We start from the raw sequence: 19,001 nt of genomic DNA, 5'->3' as shown, positions 1-19,001 counted from the left end.
CATGCCGCTTCCATGGAATACCCGACAGGCCGGCGCCAGGCCCCGTCAGCAACCCGGCGCGCGGTGGGCTTCCCCTTTGGCCGCTGCGGCCGCTGTGGGCGCCCTCCTGCTGGTCTCGCTTCCGCCGAGTTCGGCAGATCCGGTCCTTCCGGGCACCGACTGGGGGCCGCGCGGCTCCATGGTCAGCGACACCTCGGCGACCGTCACGTGGGACAACACTGACAATGCCCCCGAGAGCACGGTTCACCGCGGAAACCAGCAGCAGCTGCCGCACACTGCCGGGAAGACGTACGACGACGTCGATCAGCGGCTGCGCGATTCATCGACCCGTGCCTTCGGCCCGGGCAACGGGCTGGGCGGCCTGTCCGTGAGCGTCTCCCAGACCAGGAACCTGCAGAACCAGTCAGTGGCCGTCAGCTTCACCGGCGCGGATCCCGCCACCGGCAGCAATGGTGCCAGCACGTCCTATCTGCAGGTGTTCCAGTGCTGGGGCAAACCGGGCACGGACAACAAGCCTGACCCCGCGGCCACCGAGCCCGACCCCTCCACCTGCCAGTTCGGCGCGACCGGACTTGACGGCGATATTTCCAGCACGGCCCACCAGCGTTCACTGCTGAACGATCCCCTGGTCCGCGGCGGGGACTGGGAAGCCCAGGATCCGGCCTCCCCCACCATGCACCTTCCTGCCCCCTTCCTGGCTGTCACCGGTGAAGAAACGCGGATCACGGACGGGTTCAACCTCAGCGAATACCGCAACCCCTTCTTCAGCCGGACCAGCACGAACGAGTTCTCCCGCTTTATGTCCTCCGAACAGGGCGCAGGCTCGCGCACCTTCGAGGTTCAGAGCGGCGCAGAAGCCTCCGGAATGGGCTGCGGCTACCGCCCGGATGCACCCAGCGTGGCCAAATGCTGGCTGGTAGCCGTACCGCGGACAGCCGCGATGGACGCCATTCTGCCGGCCGGACCCCTCTCCCCCAGCCTGTGGGCGATGCGCCTGCAGGTCCCGCTCCACTTCCAGGACGTCGCGGCAGTTTGCCCCACCGATCAGGCGGCTACCCTCAGCGTGGGTTCCGAAGCCCTCAGTACGGCGATGAAGTCCTGGATTCCCGCCGTGTGCGACACGAAGAAGTTCACGCTCGGCTTCTCACCGCTGGCTGACCTGCAGGCCCGCACCCAGCTGCAGCAGCCCGACACCCTCGCTTTCATCACCCGCCCCGCCGCCGGTGACCTCAACGCCCTTTATGTGCCGACAGCGCTGGCCGGGGTGGTGGTCGCCATGACCATTGACAATGCCTGCACGGCAGCGTTCACGCAATTCACGCTGGCCGACTGCGGTTATCAGGACAAGGCAGAGTGGGAGGCCGACAAGGCACGCAGCTCGGGTCTGGTGCGTGACCTGAAACTCAATGCCAGGCTGCTGGCCAAGCTGCTCACGCAGAGCTACGTGCAACACACTGCCCCGGCTTCCGCCATTGAGGCCCCCTTCACGAAGCCCGGCACCACGGCCTATGGCCAGCCGATGACGTATTCCATCCAGAATGATCCGGAGTTCAGGGCCCTGAACCCGAAGGGCCTGGGTTCCTCCGGCAACCTCAGCCCACCCGTGGTGGAAGGCCTGCGCTCCGATGCCGCGTCCGCTGTCTGGGACTGGCTGCTCAACGACAAGGATTCCCGGGCCTTCCTGAACGGTTGCCCGGATCCGTCCGGCATGACCATCAACCCGTTCTATTCGACGCGGACCTACAGCGAGTGCCAGGAAAAGGCCACCGAACTGGACCAGCAGGCCGCCCGGAAGGTCGCCGAGACCAAGACACCTGACGGGTTCACGTACGCCCGCCAGTCCTACCCCTCCGAAGGGGCCGCGTACCCGCAAGTCTACTGGGCGCAGAAGCAGGCCGTTATGGCCGGCGACGGTTCCATCGCCGAGCCAGCCCTGACCGTAGGCGACCAGTATTCCCGCGTCCAGGACATGGCCGCGGCGGCCCAGAACACCGTGCGCGCCCAGCCGGCATCCACCACGTCCTGGTGCGCCGACTGCAGCCCGCCCGCGTACAAATCCGTGGCGCGTCAGGGCTACGGCAGCCGCAGCGTCCTGTCCATTACGGACGCGGCCTCGGCAGCGAAGTTCCAGCTGCCCACCGCGCAGCTGTGCAACGTCAGCGGTTCGCAGTGCATTGGCGCCACCGCCAGCAGCCTGCAGGCAGCAGCCGGCCAGTTCGAACCCACCGGTACCCCCGGCGCCATGCGGCCTGCCAGCGTCCCGGACTACACCACCGCGTATCCGCTGACCCTGCCGATCTACGGCGTGGTGAACCTTGCCTCGGTCAGCCAGACCCAGGCCGCAACGTTCGCGCAGCTTTTCTCGTACATCAGCACCGAAGGCCAGAAGACCGGCTTCAGGAGCGGGATGCTGCCACCTGGCTACGCGCCACTCACACCGGCGCTCCTGCAGTTGGCCGCCGCCGGCATCCAGACCCTGCAGGGAATCCAAGGGCCACAACAAGCCGCGGCCGCCACCACCGACCTGATGCCGATGGAGTCCGTGTCCGGTGAAAACGTGGTGCCGGCAGTCCTGGCACTGGCCGCACCGGCCGCCGCCGCAGCAGAAGTCGTCCCGGCGGCAGCACCTGCGGCTGCCCCTGCGGCCGCCGCTGCGGTGCCCAGCCGGACCGCGGCCACCAGCAGCGCCTGGCCCCAGTACACGCTGGCGATCGGTCTCGTGGCAGCACTGGCAAGCGCTGCCGCCGCGCCGCTGCTGGCACGGGGACGGCGTCGATGAGCACGGTAATGCCGCGTTCCCGCGCCGATGAAGCGCAGGATACTCCCCGCACGCTGCACCAGCAGCTGGAACAACAGGACTACCTGTTCCGGACCGTCACCCGGATCGGCGGCGGGATCGTCCTGGCCATTATGGTCCTGGTGGGCCTCTTCCTGGCCGGCAACGGCGTCGGCGCCATCAGCGACGTGGGGCTGGGCAAATTCCTGACCACCCAGAACTGGGCGCCGGAAACCAACGACTTCGGCATCGCCGCTGTTCTGTGGGGCACGGTGCAGATCGCAACGGTTGCTTTGGCCGTCGCCATGCCGCTGGCCCTGGGGACAGCATTGTTCATCACCGAAGTCGCCACCGGCTGGATGCAGAAGGCGCTGACCAGCCTGATTGACCTCCTGGCCGCCGTGCCGTCGGTGGTCTTCGGCCTGTGGGGCGCCTACATGCTGCAGCCCAACGTAGTGGACTTCAGCAAGTGGCTGTCCACGTGGTTCGGCTGGATACCGTTCCTGCAGGTGGACGGCGTTGATCCGGGCAGTCCGCTGCGGGACACCGTGCCGTTCACGGCCTCCGCCTTCATCGCCGGACTGGTGGTGGCCATGATGATCGTCCCGATCCAGACCTCCATCATGACGGAGTCCTTTCGGCGCGCACCAACGGGTGAGCGTGAGGGCGCCTACGCCCTGGGCGCCACGCGGCTGGGCATGATCCGCACCGTGGTGCTGCCCTTCGGCCGCGGCGGCATCATCGGCGGCACCATGCTCGGGCTGGGACGGGCGCTCGGCGAAACCATCGCCATCTACCTGATCATCAGCCCGGTCTATGCGATCAATTTCCATGTACTGGAAAAGGGCGCCAATTCGATCGCCGCCATGATTGCCCTGAAGTACTCCGAATCCAACGAATCTGCGATGAGCGCGCTGATGGCCGCAGGACTGACGCTGTTCGTGATCACCATGCTGGTCAACATCACTGCCTCAGCCATTATGGCGAGGTCCCGGTCCGGCGCCGAAAGCGAGGGCTGACCATGACTACCACTGACGACGGACCCACCACTTTCGAGGTGACCGACCTGCCTACCGATCCCGGGCCACGCCGCCCGGCCACTGAACTTCCGCAACTGTCCAACACTCCAGGTGCCCCGGACGAAGTCCGGGTACGGCTTGGCGTTGGCCGTAACCACATCCTGTCGCTGGCCGGGGCGGCCGCCGGCGGGTTGGCCATGGGCCTCCTGCTGACCGTGGCCCTCGGGCTGATCCCCCTGGGCTGGCTGTTCATCGTTTCCTACCTTTGGTTCCTGCTGCTGTACACCGCACTGATACACCTGCGGCAGCCGGCTCCGGCAGTCCGCAACGGACTGCTGACGGTCCTGCTCAGCTCGGCGGGCGCCGCCGTCGCCGGCACCCTTGGCCTGGTGGTCATGTTCACGTTCGCCCGCGGCCAGGAAGCGCTGTTCCACCTCAACTTCTTCACCACAGACATGACCGGCGCCGGGCCCCTGTCCGGCCTGGACCAGGGCGGCGTGCTGCATGCCCTGGTGGGAACGCTGGAACAGATCGGCATCGCACTGGCCATCACCATTCCGCTGGGAATGACGACGGCGGTATTCCTCAACGAGGTGGGCGGGCGCCTGGCCCGCATCGTGCGCACAGTCGTGGAAGCAATGACGGCGTTGCCGTCCGTTGTGGCGGGCCTGTTCATCTATGCGGCCGTAGTTATGGCGATCACGCATCAGACCAATGGTTTTGCCGCTTCGCTGGCCATCACCGTCCTGATGCTGCCGATCATGATCCGCTCGGCCGACGTCGTCCTCCGGCTTGTGCCCGGGAACCTGCGCGAGGCAGGCCTGGCCCTGGGCGCGGGCCAATGGCGGGTGGTGTGGCACATTGTGCTGCCCACAGTCCGCTCCGGCCTGACCACCGGCGTCATCCTGGCCACCGCCCACGGCATCGGAGAAACCGCCCCTGTCCTGCTGACTTCCGGGTTTACCGGCGTGATGAATGCCAATCCGTTCTCCGGCCCACAGACACCACTTCCCCTGGCTGCCCTGGATTACGTCCGCTCCCCGGTGCCGGAGGTGGTGGCGCGCGGCTTCGCCACCGCGGCCTTCCTGCTGTTCGTGGTCCTGGTGTTGTTCATCATCGCCCGCATCATCGGCGGCCAGGACGCCGGCAAGCAGACACAGGGCCAGGCACGGCGCGCGGCCGCCAAGTCCCGGCGCGACCTGCCCCGCATTGAACGCAACCACGCCCAACTGCTGGCGAGCCTGGGCGCAGCACCTTCCGACAACATGCAGGAGAAACCATGATCCGCCCCCTTTCCAAGCGACGGACCGTTCCGGCGGTCCTGGGAATCCTGCTGTCACTTGGTATGGTGCTGGCCGGCCTGGCGCCGGCCCAGGCGGCCAACTACCTGCGCATCGGCGGCTCCGGATCCTCTTGGGCGGGCAACGCGCTGCAGGACTGGATCGCACGGGTCGGCGCCCAGGGCGTGACCGTGGACTACGAGAACAAGGGGTCCTCCACGGGGCGCAAGGAATTCGCCGACCAGATGAAGCAGTTCGCCGTCTCGGAAATCCCCTACACCGGGGACACCGCCGACCCGCGCGACAACAGCATGCCCGGCTTCGCCTACGGCATGCTGCCCGTCGTGGCTGGCGGTACCGCCTTTATGTACAACCTCAAAGCCGGCAGCTCACGGATGACCAGCCTCAAACTCTCACAACCGGCCATCGCCAAGATCTTCACCGGCCAGGTCACCCGCTGGAACGATCCCATCATCACCGCCGATAACCCCGGCGTTGCCCTGCCGGACGCCACCATCAACGTGGTGGTCCGCTCTGACGGCTCCGGCGCCACCGCCCAGTTCACGCTCTGGCTGCTGCGCCAGTACCCTGCCGACTACGCCAAGCTGTGCGCCGTCACCGGCTGCGACCCGCAGCACGCCACGTCCTTCTACCCCACGCAGGGTCTCAAGAACTTCGTGGCCCAGAACGGCTCGCAGGGTGTCACCACGTACTCGGCGAACAACCAGTTCACCATCAACTACGACGAGTACTCCTACGCCCAGGGCATCGGCTTCCCGGTGGCACAGGTCAAGAACGCGGCCGGCTTCTACACGCTGCCGACGGAGCACGCAGTGGCGGTGGCGCTGACGCAGGCGAGCATCAACCAGGACAAGGGGTCAGCGAACTACCTTTCCCAGGACCTCTCCAAGGTGTACGGCTACAAGGACCCCCGCACGTATCCCATGTCGGCATACTCGTACATGATCGTCCCGACCCAGACCACCAATGCCCTGAACCCGGCGCAGGGAGCCACCCTGGGCTTCTTCGCGAACTACGCCCTGTGCGAGGGCCAGCGCCCCATGGGCCAACTCGGATACTCGCCGCTGCCCATGAACCTGGTCCTGGCCGGGATGGAACAGATCCGCAAGATACCGGGCGTGGACCAGGACACCATCCGCAAGATGGACCAGACCCGCGACAGCGTGTCCGGCGGTTCGGCGCCCGCCTGCAACAACCCCACGTTCAAGCCGGGCGACTCACCTTCGGCCAACCAACTCGTGCGGAGTGCACCGTTCGACAAGGCCTGCGACGCTGCCTGCCAGGTACCCTGGCGCGGTGCCGACGCAGCCGTCAACCAGGGCCCGGCAGGGGCCCCGGCGGCAGCGGGAGCCGAAGTTCCGGCCGGCGCCGCCGACGTTACAGACCTGGCCGACGCCGGAGCGGCCGCCGTCGATCCGGCCAGCGAAGCGGCGGCCTGTGACCCCGACAGCGGCACGTGTACAGCCGTTGCCGCCGGGGCCGCCAGCGGCGTCGCCGGGCAACTAACGCCTGTCACCACCACGCTGGCCTCTAGCCGCGGCTGGGGACAACCGCAGAACCTCCTGCTGATCATCGGCGGCCTCGTGGGCCTGCTGGTACTCGTCCCGCCACTGACCGCCAGCGCCCTGGCCAGGCGTGCGGGGAGTAAGCGCGGCACCAAAGCATGACCGCCACACTCACCGGCCGGCGCCAGACCGGCCCCCGGTTCCTGCACCGCGGCATGCTCGCGTGGCTCCGCCGTACGGCACGGAACAGGCGCCGGGCCACCCCCGTCAGGCTCCCGCCGTCGCACACGAACAAGGCGATTTCGCTGGGTCTGGCGATGGTCTCGGTGATCCTCTTCGGCCAGATCATCAACATTGTGATCATCTCGCAGGTGCAGCACGCCACCACGCAGACCCGGCTGTTTGAAGAGCTCCGGACGGGCCTGGCGGAAGGCTCCGCACCGCTCGGCCAGACAGACCACACGGGCGCATTGGTGGCCCCGGGGACACCGCTGGCCCTGCTTTCGATTCCCGCCCTGGACATCCAGGAAACGGTGGTGGAGGGAACCACGTCCCGGGAGCTGATGGACGGCGTCGGCCACCGGCGGGACACTCCCCTGCCGGGGCAAAGCGGCACCAGCGTCCTGATGGGCAGGGCCGCCGCCTACGGTGGCGCATTTGGCCAGCTGACCCGCCTCGCACCCGGCGAGCGGTTCACCGTGACCACCGGGCTGGGCGTGGCCGAGTTCGAGGTGACCGGCCATCGCCGCGCCGGCGACCCCGGCCCGTCTATACCCACCGGTGACGAAGGGCGCCTGACCCTGACCACCGCAGCCGGCGCCGCCTTCCTTCCCGACGGGGTCCTGCGGGTCGACGCCAAGCTGCTGTCCAAGGCTTTCCCGAAGTCCGCACCCGTCCTCTATCCCGCATCACTGGAAGCCGCCGAACGGCCCCTGGGATCTGACACCTCGGACCTGGTGGGACTCCTGGTGTGCCTGGAACTCCTGATCCTGGCCGCCATGGCCGCCGTCTGGTCGTGGTACCGCTGGGGTCAACGGGAGACCTGGCTGGTCTTCCTGCCGATGCTCGGCGCGCTGTCAGTCCTGACCGGTACGCAGGTCAGCCTCCTGCTGCCCAACCTGCTTTAGTGAAAATCTCCACAGAAGGAACCCTGATGACCACGCAATCATCCTCCGGCCACGCACTGGCCGTGTTCGATCCGCCCGAGGGCGAGGGCTTCCCGGATCCGTTCGCCGGGAGCGAGGCGGCCGAGCTCGACGCCAAGGCGGTCAGTGCCTGGTTCGGCGAGCGCAAAGTCCTGGACCGCGTCTCGCTGACCATGGAAGCGGGACAGGTCACGGCACTGATTGGCCCTTCGGGCTGCGGCAAGTCCACGTTTCTGCGGATCCTCAACCGGATGCACGAAATGGTGCCAACCGCGTCGCTGGCGGGGCAGGTCCTGCTTGACGGGGCCGACATCTACGATCCGGGCCGACGGGTGACCCTGGCGCGCCGCAACATCGGCATGGTCTTCCAGAAAGCCAACCCCTTCCCCGCCATGTCCATCTACGAAAATACCGTCGCCGGCCTGAAGCTCGCGGGCATCAAGGCCAGCCGGCTGGAGAAGGACTTCCTGGTGGAGGATTCACTCCGCAAGGCATCCCTGTGGGACGAGGTCAAGGACCGGCTGCACCAGCCCGGCGGCGGACTGTCAGGCGGCCAGCAGCAGCGGCTGTGCATCGCCCGTTCCCTGGCGGTTTCCCCGCGGGTGCTACTGATGGACGAGCCATGCTCTGCGCTGGACCCCACGTCCACCCGCCGCGTCGAGGAGACCATCGCGTCGCTGCGCGGACTTGTCACGATTGTCATCGTCACCCACAACATGCAGCAGGCCGCGCGTATCTCGGACACGTGTGCCTTCTTCCTGGCGGCACACAACGCGCCCGGGGCGATCGTTGAGCACGGCCCTACTGACGCCATGTTCCAGTACCCGCAGGACCAGCGCACCAGCGATTACGTCAACGGACGCTTCGGGTAAATGCGACGGGCCCCCACATCCGCGGCCCGCAGGCGCCGCCGCTTCCGTAACCTTGCCGCCGTCGGCCTGACCGGGCTGGGCCTTTCCGTGGTGCTGGTGTACGGAATCCCGCTCCTGACGGGGGCCCAGCCGCTGCTGGCAGTCCCCGGGCAGGCCACGGAATCTGCGCCGCAGCTGCCCGACTCCGCCGCTGCGGCAGGCGGCGTCGCCCCACTGGTGGTGGAGACGCCGGCAGAGGCTGAGGCGGTGGCCGGCCGGGAACTGGCCCGGACTCCCGCGGGGCCGGGCCAGCCAGTGCGGGTGCAAGTGCCGCGGCTCGGCATGGACATTCCCGTGTTGCCGATGGCCCTCCCGGCCGACCGCCGGGTCAACCCGCCCTCCAATGGATTCGCGTACTGGATCAGCGACTACGGACCGGCCGGCGCCGGGGCCACCAACACCACTTACCTGGCCGCCCACTCCTGGAACCTCGGCTACTCGGCATTCAACGGTCTGATGGACATCCAGGCCGGCACGGGCCGGGCACAGCCGGGCGACGCGGTGCTGGTCACCACGCCGGAGGGCGTCACGAGATACACGGTCACGGGGGCGGCCGGCTATGCAAAGACCAGTCTCGGGCAGCGGGACGACCTCTGGGCTGCCGTGCCCGGGCGGCTGGTGCTGGTGACGTGCTTCCAGCTGAACGACGCCGGCGCCACCGAGAACTACGTTGTGTATGCCGAGCAAACGGGCTGAGCAGCGGCCACAACAACCGGCAGCAACGACGGGCCTCAGCCGCCCTGGCGCAGCGGCACCACGTCGCCTTCCCGGTACAGCAGCGCCCGCAGCTCGGCTTCGGCGGAGTCCAGGCGTTTGGGGTCGATGGTCTCCCCCGCGGCAAAGTGGTCCAGCAGCCGGGGATCAACATAGCTTTTCCGGGCGATCGACGGCGTGTTCCCCAGCACCGCGGCAGCCTCCAGCATGGCCACGCTGATGGCGCCCTTCCGCGCCGTAACGGTCGGTTGCGGGCCGCTGCGTGCCAGGCTGACGGCGGCGGCCACCGTCCCGCGCAGGGTCCGGAAGTCCTTGGCGGTGAAGTCCAGGCCCGTCCGCTCCTTGACGTAGGCATTGATGTCCGCGCTGGTGACCGGCCGCCAGGTCCGGCCCTCCTTGAACGCCAGCAGCCTGGCATTTCCACCGCGGCGCTTGAGCGTCCGCACCAGGGCGGCCAGGTCGGCGTCGTGGATTTCCGACTCCCAGTCCTTCCCACTCTTGGCCGGGAACTTCAGCTCCAGGCACTCCTTGCGGACGTGGACGTGACCACACAGGAGCGTGGCCAGGCCGCGGCTGCCGTTTTCGTTGGTGTAGCGCTCCGACCCCACCCGCAGGGACCCGCTGTCCAGCATCCGGAAGGCCGCCGCCAGGACGCGTTCGCGGCTGGGGCCGTCGCGGCGCAGGTCCAGGGTAACCAGCCGGCGGGCAGTGGGCAGTGACTCGGCCAGTTGCAGGGCGCGGTCGAACTTCACGCGGTCTTTTCGCTCCCGCCAGGCGGGGTGGTAGATGTACTGCCGCCGGCCCACCGCATCGAGGCCTGTCGCCTGGATGTGCCCGTTGTCGAACGGCGCAATCCACACGTCCGTCCAGGCCGGCGGGATGCCGATGCCCTCCAGCCTGTCCCGGACCGGCCCCGGCGGCAGCGTCGAGCCGTCCAGGTCCCGGTAGCTGAACCCCGTCCCGGCGGGCACGCGACGGTAGCCGCGGCCGTTGGCGTTGCTGCGGCGGAGCCTCACAGGACGGCAACCAGCGGGGTCATCGATTCCATGAAGGAAAGCGTACTGACTTTTGACTGGAATACGCGTCCATCAACTGGTGTTATTGGTTAGGTGCCTACTCCCCCTGAAACCACCTCTTTACCCAAAACCGCTGTGACCGCGCCAGCTGGTCCCAAGGCTGTAGACAAGGAGACGACGGCGGGAGTCCTGTTCGGCTTCGGCGCGTACGGGTTGTGGGGGCTGCTCCCCCTGTACTTCTTTGCGCTGATGCCCGCCGGTGCGGTGGAGATCGTGGCCAACCGCGTGGTGTGGTCGCTGCTCTTCTGCATCCTCCTGATCACGGTCACCCGGTCCTGGCGTGCGCTGTCAGCAGCCTTCCGCGACCGTTCCGTGTTCGGCACCCTCGCCATCGGGGCCGCACTCATTGCCGTGAACTGGCTGACCTATACCTACGGCGTGACCACCGGCCAGGCCGTCGAAGCCGCCCTGGGCTACTTCATCAATCCCCTGGTCTCGGTCCTCCTGGGTGTGTTCGTCCTGAAGGAGAAGCTGCGCCCCCTCCAGTGGGCCGCCGTCGGAATCGGTTTTGTAGCGGTGGGCGTGCTCACGGTGAGCTACGGCAAACTGCCCTGGATCGCCCTGACGCTGGCCGTCAGCTTTGGCCTGTACGGGTTTGTGAAGAAGCGCGTTGGCCCGAAGGTGGACGCGGTGACCAGCCTCAGCGTGGAAACCATTGTGCTGGCCCCCATCGCGGCGGCCACCATGGTGTTCCTTGGCGTCAGCGGCTCGGCCACCCTGGCCAGCCAGGGCCCCGGGCACTTCTGGCTCCTGGTGGCCTCCGGCGTGATCACCGCGGTGCCGCTGCTGTTCTTCGGCGCCTCGGCCCGCCGGCTGCCCATGACCACCATCGGGCTGCTGCAGTACGTCGCCCCGCTCCTGCAGTTCATCGTGGCGCTGGTGGTGTTCCAGGAGGCCATGACGGCCAGCCGCTGGATCGGCTTCGGTGTTGTGTGGCTGGCCCTGCTGGTGCTGACCGTCGATATGCTGCGGATGGCAGGCAAGAACTCAAGGGCAAGGAAGCGGGCCCGCGCCTCATAGTTCGCGCCGTTGCGAGGGGGCGCTAACTCTGTGGGGCGGGGTCCTAGGCGTTGGCCTTGATGGCCGCAGCCAGGACGTCCAAGCCGTCGTTCAACAGGTCGTCGGTGATGACCAGCGGGGGCAGCAGGCGGATGACGTTGCCGTACGTGCCGCAGGTGAGGATGATGACACCCTCCTTGAGGCAGGCAGCGGCCACGGCCTTGGTCAGCTCGGGGTTGGGTTCCGTGGAGCCGGCCTGGACCAGTTCCACGGCCAGCATCGCGCCGCGGCCGCGGATGTCGCCGATCACGGACTTCCCGGCGCCGGCCAGTTCGGCCTGCAGTTCCTGCAGGCGTTCCGTGGCGAGCTGCTCGATGTGACGCGCACGTCCGGCGAGGTTGTATTCCTCCATGGACCCGATCGCGGCCAGCGCGGCGGCGCACGCAACAGGGTTGCCGCCGTAGGTGCCGCCCAGGCCGCCCGGGTGGACGGCATCGAGCAGGTCCGCGCGGCCGGTGATCGCGGACAGCGGCATGCCGCCCGCGATGCCCTTGGCCATGGTGATGATGTCCGGGACAACGCCCTCGTGGTCCACCGCGAACCACTCGCCGGTGCGGCAGAAACCTGACTGGACCTCGTCGGCGATGAACACCACGCCGTTGGCCTTGGCCCACGCGGCCAGTGCCGGCAGGAAGCCTTCGGCCGGGACAATGAAGCCGCCCTCGCCCTGGATGGGTTCGATGATGATCGCGGCCACCTGGTCGCCGCCGATCTGCTTCTCGATCATGGTGATGGCGCGCTTGGCGGCCTCGGCACCGGTGATCGAGGGGTTCTCCTCGCGGTACGGGTAGCTCATGGGCATGCGGTAGACCTCGGGCGCGAACGGGCCGAAGTTGGTCTTGTACGGCATGGCCTTCGCGGTCAGCGCCATGGTCAGGTTGGTGCGGCCGTGGTAGGCGTGGTCAAAGGCGACGACGGCGTCACGCCCGGTGGCGAGGCGGGCCACCTTGACGGCGTTTTCCACTGCCTCGGCGCCGGAGTTGAACAGCACGGTCCGCTTCTCGTGGTCGCCCGGGGTCAGGCGGTTGAGCTGTTCCGCGAGTGCCACGTAGCTTTCGTACGGGGTGACCATAAAGCAGGTGTGCGTGAAGTGCTCCACGGCTTCCTTCACGGCCCCGACGACGGCGGGATCGGACGCGCCGACGCTGGTCACCGCGATGCCCGAGCCGAGGTCGATGAAGGAGTTGCCGTCGACGTCGTGGATGATGCCGCCGTCGGCGTCTGCCACGTAAACGGGAACGGCGGACGCGACGCCCGCGGCGACCACTGCCTTGCGGCGCTCGGTCAGGGCGATGGACTTGGGGCCCGGGAAGTCGGCCTGGACACGGCGCTTCTGCTCCAGGCGGAAGGTGATTTCACTTGCTGTGGTGCTCATGGGGGTCTTCTTCTTTCTGCGGGGCGGGGTCTCGGCAAGCTCGACCACCGGGAGAGTTGCTAGGCGTCGAGTGCGCTCATGACGTGCTTGATGCGCGTGTAGTCCTCCACGCCGTACATGGAGAGGTCCTTGCCGTAACCGGACTGCTTGAAGCCGCCGTGCGGCATTTCGGCCGTCAGGAGGATGTGCGTGTTGATCCAGACCGCGCCGAAGTCCAGGTCGCGGCTCATCCGCATCGCCGTGCCGTGGTCGGATGTCCAGACGCTGGACGCGAGGGCGTATTCGACGTCGTTCGCCAGCTCGAGTGCCTCCGCCTCGGAGGAGAACTTCTGCACCGTGATGACCGGGCCGAAGGTTTCCTGCTGGACGATGTCGTCCGTCTGCTTGGCGCCGGTGACGATGGTGGGTTCGAAGAAGAAGCCCTTATCCCCGGCGCGGTGCCCGCCCGTGACAACCTTGCAGTTTTCCGGGAGGTGCTCCACCACGGAGGTGACGGCGTTGAAGTGGTTCACGTTGTTCAGCGGGCCGAAGTAGTTCTCTTCGTCGTTCTGCGAGCCGGTGTGCAGGGTCTTGGTGTGCTCCACCATGGCCGCCACTACGTCGTCGTGGACCGAATCCTCCACCAGCACGCGGGTGATGGCGGTGCAGTCCTGGCCGGCGTTGAAGAACGCGAACTCGGCGATGGCCGCGGCGCTCTTCTTGATGTCGGCGTCCTTGAACACGATGGCCGGGGCCTTGCCGCCGAGCTCCAGGTGGGCGCGCTTAAGGCCCTTCGCGGCTCCGGAGGCCACGGCGATGCCGGCGCGGACCGAGCCCGTGATGGAGACCAGGCCGGGGACCCGGTGTTCCACCATCATGGCGCCGGTTTCGCCGGTTCCCAGCACCACGTTCAGCACGCCGGCAGGCAGGATGTCGCCGGCCAGGCGGGCCAGCACCAGGGTGGATTCGGGGGTGGTGTCGGAGGGCTTGAGGACTACGGTGTTGCCGGCCGCGAGCGCAGGGCCGATCTTCCAGATGGCCATCAGGAACGGGTAGTTCCACGGCGCAACCTGGGCCACCACACCGATGGGTTCGCGGCGCACGTAGGAGGTGTGGCCTTCGAAGTATTCGCCCGCGGACTTGCCTTCCAGGATGCGCGCGGCACCGGCGAAGAAGCGGAGCTGGTCGGCGCCGGCTGCAATTTCCTCGGAGGCAATCAGGGAGCGGACCTGCCCGGTGTTGCGGTGCTGGGCTTCGACAAGTTCGTCGCTGTTGGCTTCAACGGCGTCGGCGAGTTTGAGCAGCATAAGCTGGCGCTGTCCGGGGGTGACGTGCTTCCAGGACTTGAAGGCGTCCTTGGCCGCGGTCATGGCGGCATCGACGTCAGCCTGGATGGACACGGGCGACTGCGCCACTACCTCGCCGTTGGTGGGATTGACGATGTCCAGCAGGTCAGTGCCCGCGGGCGTGACGAACTCACCGTTGATGAAGTTCTGCAAGGTTTGAACCACGGTGTACAACCTCTTTCATAGGGAACATCAGCTGCGAAGCGGATGGTTGCGACTGCCTTGAGCCTATGCCAGCACCTTCCCCCGGGGAATAGCCACCTGCACACCCTTGGCCGCAATGTTTAGTGCGGTTGACCAGCGTCCGTCTATCCTTGAGCCATGGCCATTTCCCTCGCCACCCTGCTCGGCGTGCACTCCCTCCACCTGTCCAATGCAGGCCTTGCCGAGACCACCTGGCACGAGGACATCAACTGGGTTGCCGTCACGGAGCTGGAGGACCCGCAGCGTTTCCTCAGCGGCGGCGAACTGGTGCTCACCACCGGCATGCGCCTGCGGTCCGCGCCCGAGCAGCGGCGCTTCGTCCGGCAGGTCCAGCGCGCCGGAGCCGTGGGCATCGGGTTCGGGACAGGGCTGACGCACGACGCCGTCCCGCCGGCCCTGACTGCCGAGGCCAACCGCTGGGGGCTGCCGATCGTCCAGGTGCCTTACGAGACTCCGTTCATTGCCATCGGCAAGCTGGTGGCGGAAGCGCAGGCCGCTGATCATGTCGCCAAGCTGGAGCGCCTGATCGCGGGCCACCAGATCCTGGCACGCGCCCTCCTCACCGGCGGCGGCCTCACCCAGCTCCTCAAGCACCTGGGCGGCATGCTGAGGACAGAGATTGCCCTCACCCAGTTCACCGCCCACCTGTACAACAGCAGCACCGAGCTCCCCTTCGCTGACACGTGGGCCTCCTACCCCATCCCCACCGGCCGCCGCGATGCCTGCACGCTGTGGGTTCGCCAGCCGTTCGAGGATTCCGGCATTATCGGCTACGCCCAGAACCTGATCAGCGTGGAGCTGAACAACATGGTCAAGCAGCGCCAGGCCCAGCGCGCACTGTGTGGCCAGGTGCTGGAGGACGTCATCCACGGCTCCCTGGAGACCAGCGAGGCCCAGCGGCGCCTGGCCGGTGTGGGCCTGAACAGCACGCGCAAGAACGTGGTGCTGCTGGCGGTGTCCGCCGCCCATCACAAGGCACTGGTGAGCACCTCCGTACCGCAGCCGCTGGAGAACGCGGTGGCCGCCGTCGTCGGGAAGGATCTGGTGGTGGTGATTAACGACGACGGCGGCGCGGCACCTGCGCTGGCCCGGAGACTCAGCGACCACCTGGCTGAGGCTGGGATCCACGCGACGATCGGCATCGGCGGCGCGTACACCAAGCCGAACGGCCTGCGCTGGAGCTACTTCGAGGCCCGCGACGCGGCCAGCCACGGCCTGCCGGTGAACGAGCCGGAACGGCTGAGCCTGACCTCCCTGCTGCTGGCCAGCGAAGACGTTCCCCTGGCCGACATGGCCCACGAGTCACTGAACCCGCTGCGAGCCTTCGACGCCGCCCACGGCGCGGAACTCGTGACCACCCTGGAAAGTTACCTGAGCAAGAACGGTTCCGTGGCCGCCGTCGCCGAAGCCCTGACCCTGCACCGGAACACCGTACGGTACCGGCTGGCGCAGATCACCGAGCTGACCGGCTACGATCCTTCGGTCACGGCGGACCGTGTGCAGCTGTGGTTGGCGCTCGCCGTGTCGCGGCTCGGAGCGCGGCAGGCCAGGTAGGCCAGCTGCCCTAAATGACCGTCCCCCGGAGGAACTTCCGGGACTTCTTTTGTTCCTTCCGGTACTCAGCTTCGGCCTCGGCCGCGAGCTGCACCTGCCGGGTATGGAGCGTGACGTAGGCTGACGCGACGGCCTCGGGCAGGTCCGGCGCCGCCGCCAGCTTGGCCAGCAGGTCCCGGGCCACCACGCTGTCGTGGAAATCGCCGAGAATCTGCTGCTGGCGGCGCGCGGCCTTGGCGATTTTCGTGGCGTGCTTGCCGTGGACCGGCTCCACGGATTCCGCCACGTGCCGCAGCCGCTTGGCGTCCTTGCGCACCTGGTGCAGCGCCGTCTCGTGCTCGGCTCCCCTGTGTGTTCGCCTGGCTGTCCTGGCTGCGCGCTCCAGCCTTTTGGCTGCCTTGGCCACCAGCTTGACCGCCGCCTTGCGGGCCGGGGCTGCGGCGCCCGGGCGGACCGGCGGGTTGTCAAGGAAGGCCTCGAGGCCGTCCAGCAGTTGGAAATAGCGCGCGGAAACCATCGCCATCTGGAGTTTCCGGTGGGCTGCGTCCCGGCTCGCTCCGAGGTCATCCTCCAGCCGGTCCTTCACCGCCGAGGCCAGTACCGGGGGCAGCTCCGCCGTATGCGCGCGCAGGCGGTCCAGCATGACTTCAGCGTCCCGCGGCACGCCCAGCACGCGGCCAAGCCATTTGAGCTCGGCACCGAGGTGCCGCACAGCCAGGGCATTGTAGAACCGCCGGTAGGCTTGCAGCGCCGAACGGGCCCGGCGGGTGGCCGACCGAAGGTCGTGCACAGCCTCGGGTTCCTCCAGGCGGATGCCGGGATCGTGCGCCAGGATCTCGCTGATCTGCTCAGCCAGGTAGGCGGTCAGGAGGTCCGACACGGGCCCCTTTATACCAGGACTTTTTGGGCCGGCAGCGGCACCGGACTCCCTGGCAGGCAGTGCCAGGACTTTTGCCAGCTTAGAGCCGTGCTTGGCCGGGAGCGCCCCGGCGGCCGCCAGGATTTCCTCAGCGGCCGGGAACAGTTCCGGACTCCCGTGCACCAGCTCGAGCTCCCATTCACGCCACTGCCGCGTCCGGGCCTCCCCCTCGGGCGCTGCCGCGTCCCCAACCGCGGCGCCCGCGCCGTCCCCCACCGCGGCGCCCGCGCCGCCCGCAGCGCCGAGCAGCTCTGCGCTCACGCGGTCATCCGCCAGGTCCGCCAGGTGGACACCGTCCGCGCCATATAACGCATAGGTGGTCCGCTGGGTTTTCAGCCGGACCACCGGGGCGGCGTCCTCGCCGCGGAGGTAGGCCAGCACGTGCGCCAAAAGGCTGTCAGGAACGACGCCGGGCTGGCCCAGCGGGGCGTGCAGCTCGCGGCGCCGCTGGGGTTCCGAGCCGGAGCCGCCGGACCCGTCACCGGACCGGGGGCCCTCCACGGTCAGCTTCAGGTGCCAGCCGGCGTCGACTCCTCCCGTGCGGCGGCGAAGGGTGATATCGCGGGAGGCGAGCGTGTGACTTGCTGTGTCGAAGTACACCGCTTCCAAGGTGTCCACGTGAGGCTCCCCCACCCTGACTACCCCGGGGATCTCCGCGAGCGAAGGCACCTCAGCGTCATGACCGACGTCGTACTTCTTTTCGACCTCAACTGCCTGCAAAGCCATGCCCGGCCGTCCTTCCACGTTGATGGGCGCCAGATCCAGCTGGACGAGTTCTTACGAGCCCGGGACTGAACTCTCGTGGCCCGAGTCTATTGCCCCAACGTTAACGACGGGGAGAGGTTCACCACAGAATTCTAGACATCAAACGTCTAACGTCTAACGTTAAGACATGACTGTTGCCCCCTCCGATGCCCCGACGCTGTCCGAAGCGCCGCCCAAGCCGCGCTCCGCCGTCGTCTTCGGAGTCATCGCGCTGGTGCTGATTGGGCTGAACCTGCGGGCGGGGATCGCGGGTGCTTCTGCCCTCCTCCATGATTTTCAGCAGGTCCTGGGCTACGGGCCGCTGGTGGCGGCGATCATCCCGTCCATCCCCACGCTCTGTTTTGCGGTGGCCGGGGCGGCGACGTCATGGCTGACCGGACGGCTCGGCGTCGAGAAGGCAATCCTGCTGGCGCTTGGTTTCCTGGCCGGCGGGCTGCTGCTCCGCGGGATCCCGGCAACGGGCATGCTGGTGGCGGGCACCGTGGTGGGGATGTCCGGCCTGGCGGTGTGCAATGTGGCCATGCCGTCGTTCATTCGCGAGCATTTTGCCCACCGGACCTCGGCGATGACCGCGCTGTACACCGTCACTATGACCACCGGCGCCACTGTCACCGCGGTCGCCGTGGTCCCGCTGGCCCTGGCGCTCGGCTCGCCGTCCGCCGCGGTGGGCGTAATCGGGTTCCTGGCGGTGGCTGCCTTCCTGGGCTTCCTGCCCGTCGTTCTGCATGCGCACCGCAACAGCGTCCGGAGCACGGCTGTCCGCATCTCCCCGTGGCCACTGCTCCGCACCCCGAAGGGCCAGCTGCTCACGGCCATCTTCGCTCTCCAGTCGCTGCTCGCGTACGCGCTCATCAGCTGGTTCCCTTCCATCCTGATCAGCATGGGGCTCAACGCGGCGGACAGCGGCCTGATGTACGGGCTCATGCAGCTGGTCTCTGTGCCGGCCGGCATGTTGGTGATCGCCATCGGCTCCCGGCCCCGGATGCTCCGCCCCGCGCTGTATCTGGTCAGCCTCATGATGGTGGCCGGCATGGCCTCGCTGCTGTTCCTGCCGGTGGGCCTGGCCGTCATTCCCGCGGTCCTGCTGGGCTTCGGCCTGGGAATTTTCCCCCTGGTGATGGTGATGATCAGCCGGAGCGGGACAAGCACTGCCGAGACCACGGCCTTGTCCACGCTGGCGCAGTCCACCGGCTACTTGCTGGCGACTGCCGGCCCCTTCGGTGCGGGTCTGCTGTTCAGCGCTACCGGAGGCTGGACCCTGCCACTGGCACTGCTGCTGGGCCTCGCCGTGGTCCAAGTGGTGGTGGCCCACCTGATCTCGCGTGCCCCCTTGTCCGGCCTGAAGTAGTAGGA

14 protein-coding genes are annotated in these 19,001 nt (G+C 67.7%); 10 read left to right on the top strand and 4 right to left on the bottom strand.

Annotated features, from left to right (window positions below):
• Positions 1-76 precede the first annotated feature (76 nt).
• The 7 genes from NG698_RS04935 to NG698_RS04905 are packed head-to-tail and all read left to right on the top strand — an operon-like array spanning position 77 to position 9,353.
• The gene (locus NG698_RS04935; RefSeq protein WP_252608433.1) at positions 77-2,779 is read left to right on the top strand and encodes a hypothetical protein; all 2,703 of its coding nucleotides are present in this window, start codon (positions 77-79) and stop codon (positions 2,777-2,779) included.
• A complete protein-coding gene (gene pstC, locus NG698_RS04930; protein WP_252608431.1) occupies positions 2,776-3,795 on the top strand; it encodes a phosphate ABC transporter permease subunit PstC in 1,020 nt (339 codons plus the stop codon). Before NG698_RS04935 ends, pstC begins: the two co-directional genes overlap by 4 nt.
• 2 nt (positions 3,796-3,797) lie before the next feature.
• Positions 3,798-5,078: a PstA family ABC transporter permease gene (locus tag NG698_RS04925; protein WP_252608429.1), complete on the top strand. Its 1,281-nt coding sequence runs from the start codon at positions 3,798-3,800 to the stop codon at positions 5,076-5,078.
• Positions 5,075-6,763 carry a substrate-binding domain-containing protein gene (locus NG698_RS04920; RefSeq protein WP_252608427.1) on the top strand — a complete coding sequence of 563 codons (1,689 nt, stop codon included), beginning with the start codon at positions 5,075-5,077 and terminating at the stop codon, positions 6,761-6,763. Before NG698_RS04925 ends, NG698_RS04920 begins: the two co-directional genes overlap by 4 nt.
• Positions 6,760-7,728, top strand: a complete 969-nt coding sequence (locus tag NG698_RS04915; protein WP_252598510.1) for a sortase — start codon at positions 6,760-6,762, stop codon at positions 7,726-7,728. The genes NG698_RS04920 and NG698_RS04915 overlap by 4 nt, the downstream gene beginning before the upstream one ends.
• Positions 7,729-7,754: 26 nt before the next feature.
• Positions 7,755-8,618, top strand: coding sequence for a phosphate ABC transporter ATP-binding protein (locus NG698_RS04910; protein ID WP_083510445.1), 864 nt, complete (start codon positions 7,755-7,757; stop codon positions 8,616-8,618).
• Complete coding sequence (locus NG698_RS04905; protein ID WP_252598511.1) at positions 8,619-9,353, top strand: class F sortase; 735 nt, start codon at positions 8,619-8,621, stop codon at positions 9,351-9,353.
• A 35-nt stretch (positions 9,354-9,388) separates the two neighbouring features.
• On the opposite strand, the gene NG698_RS04900 is transcribed toward NG698_RS04905, so the two are convergent.
• Entirely contained in the window at positions 9,389-10,387 is a 999-nt protein-coding gene (locus NG698_RS04900) for a DNA topoisomerase IB (protein ID WP_252608425.1), read from the bottom strand.
• Positions 10,388-10,522: 135 nt separating this feature from the next.
• On the opposite strand from NG698_RS04900, the gene rarD reads away from it, so the two are divergent.
• The gene (gene rarD, locus NG698_RS04895) at positions 10,523-11,467 is read left to right on the top strand and encodes an EamA family transporter RarD (protein WP_252608423.1); all 945 of its coding nucleotides are present in this window, start codon (positions 10,523-10,525) and stop codon (positions 11,465-11,467) included.
• Between the two features lie 43 nt (positions 11,468-11,510).
• Here rarD and gabT read toward each other — a convergent pair whose 3' ends face one another.
• Positions 11,511-12,881, bottom strand: a complete 1,371-nt coding sequence (gene gabT, locus NG698_RS04890; protein WP_252608421.1) for a 4-aminobutyrate--2-oxoglutarate transaminase — start codon at positions 12,879-12,881, stop codon at positions 11,511-11,513.
• 59 nt (positions 12,882-12,940) lie between these two features.
• The gene (locus NG698_RS04885; RefSeq protein ID WP_252608417.1) at positions 12,941-14,371 is read right to left on the bottom strand and encodes a gamma-aminobutyraldehyde dehydrogenase; all 1,431 of its coding nucleotides are present in this window, start codon (positions 14,369-14,371) and stop codon (positions 12,941-12,943) included.
• A 156-nt stretch (positions 14,372-14,527) separates the two neighbouring features.
• Between NG698_RS04885 and NG698_RS04880 the strand changes: the two genes are divergently transcribed.
• The gene (locus NG698_RS04880) at positions 14,528-15,964 is read left to right on the top strand and encodes a PucR family transcriptional regulator (protein ID WP_252608415.1); all 1,437 of its coding nucleotides are present in this window, start codon (positions 14,528-14,530) and stop codon (positions 15,962-15,964) included.
• Positions 15,965-15,974: 10 nt separating this feature from the next.
• Here NG698_RS04880 and NG698_RS04875 read toward each other — a convergent pair whose 3' ends face one another.
• A complete protein-coding gene (locus NG698_RS04875; RefSeq protein ID WP_252608413.1) occupies positions 15,975-17,609 on the bottom strand; it encodes a CYTH and CHAD domain-containing protein in 1,635 nt (544 codons plus the stop codon).
• A 166-nt stretch (positions 17,610-17,775) separates the two neighbouring features.
• On the opposite strand from NG698_RS04875, the gene NG698_RS04870 reads away from it, so the two are divergent.
• Positions 17,776-18,996, top strand: coding sequence for an MFS transporter (locus tag NG698_RS04870; RefSeq protein ID WP_252598518.1), 1,221 nt, complete (start codon positions 17,776-17,778; stop codon positions 18,994-18,996).
• Positions 18,997-19,001: the final 5 nt, after the last annotated feature.

It is taken from the genome of Pseudarthrobacter raffinosi (assembly GCF_023913735.1).
In the GTDB taxonomy this organism is placed as follows: Bacteria; Actinomycetota; Actinomycetes; order Actinomycetales; family Micrococcaceae; genus Arthrobacter; species Arthrobacter raffinosi.
The sequence above is the reverse complement of the archived record's forward strand: the minus strand, read 5'-3'. Positions and strand labels throughout refer to the sequence as shown.

Excerpts from the sequence above, each read along its gene's own strand:
- NG698_RS04875 (WP_252608413.1), bottom strand. The coding sequence starts at position 17,609 with ATGGCTTTGCAGGCAGTTGAGGTCGAAAAGAAGTACGACGTCGGTCAT.
- NG698_RS04920 (WP_252608427.1), top strand. The coding sequence starts at position 5,075 with ATGATCCGCCCCCTTTCCAAGCGACGGACCGTTCCGGCGGTCCTGGGA.
- NG698_RS04880 (WP_252608415.1), top strand. The coding sequence starts at position 14,528 with ATGGCCATTTCCCTCGCCACCCTGCTCGGCGTGCACTCCCTCCACCTG.
- NG698_RS04910 (WP_083510445.1), top strand. The coding sequence starts at position 7,755 with ATGACCACGCAATCATCCTCCGGCCACGCACTGGCCGTGTTCGATCCG.
- NG698_RS04925 (WP_252608429.1), top strand. The coding sequence starts at position 3,798 with ATGACTACCACTGACGACGGACCCACCACTTTCGAGGTGACCGACCTG.
- gabT (WP_252608421.1), bottom strand. The coding sequence starts at position 12,881 with ATGAGCACCACAGCAAGTGAAATCACCTTCCGCCTGGAGCAGAAGCGC.
- NG698_RS04870 (WP_252598518.1), top strand. The coding sequence starts at position 17,776 with ATGACTGTTGCCCCCTCCGATGCCCCGACGCTGTCCGAAGCGCCGCCC.
- NG698_RS04905 (WP_252598511.1), top strand. The coding sequence starts at position 8,619 with ATGCGACGGGCCCCCACATCCGCGGCCCGCAGGCGCCGCCGCTTCCGT.
- NG698_RS04915 (WP_252598510.1), top strand. The coding sequence starts at position 6,760 with ATGACCGCCACACTCACCGGCCGGCGCCAGACCGGCCCCCGGTTCCTG.
- pstC (WP_252608431.1), top strand. The coding sequence starts at position 2,776 with ATGAGCACGGTAATGCCGCGTTCCCGCGCCGATGAAGCGCAGGATACT.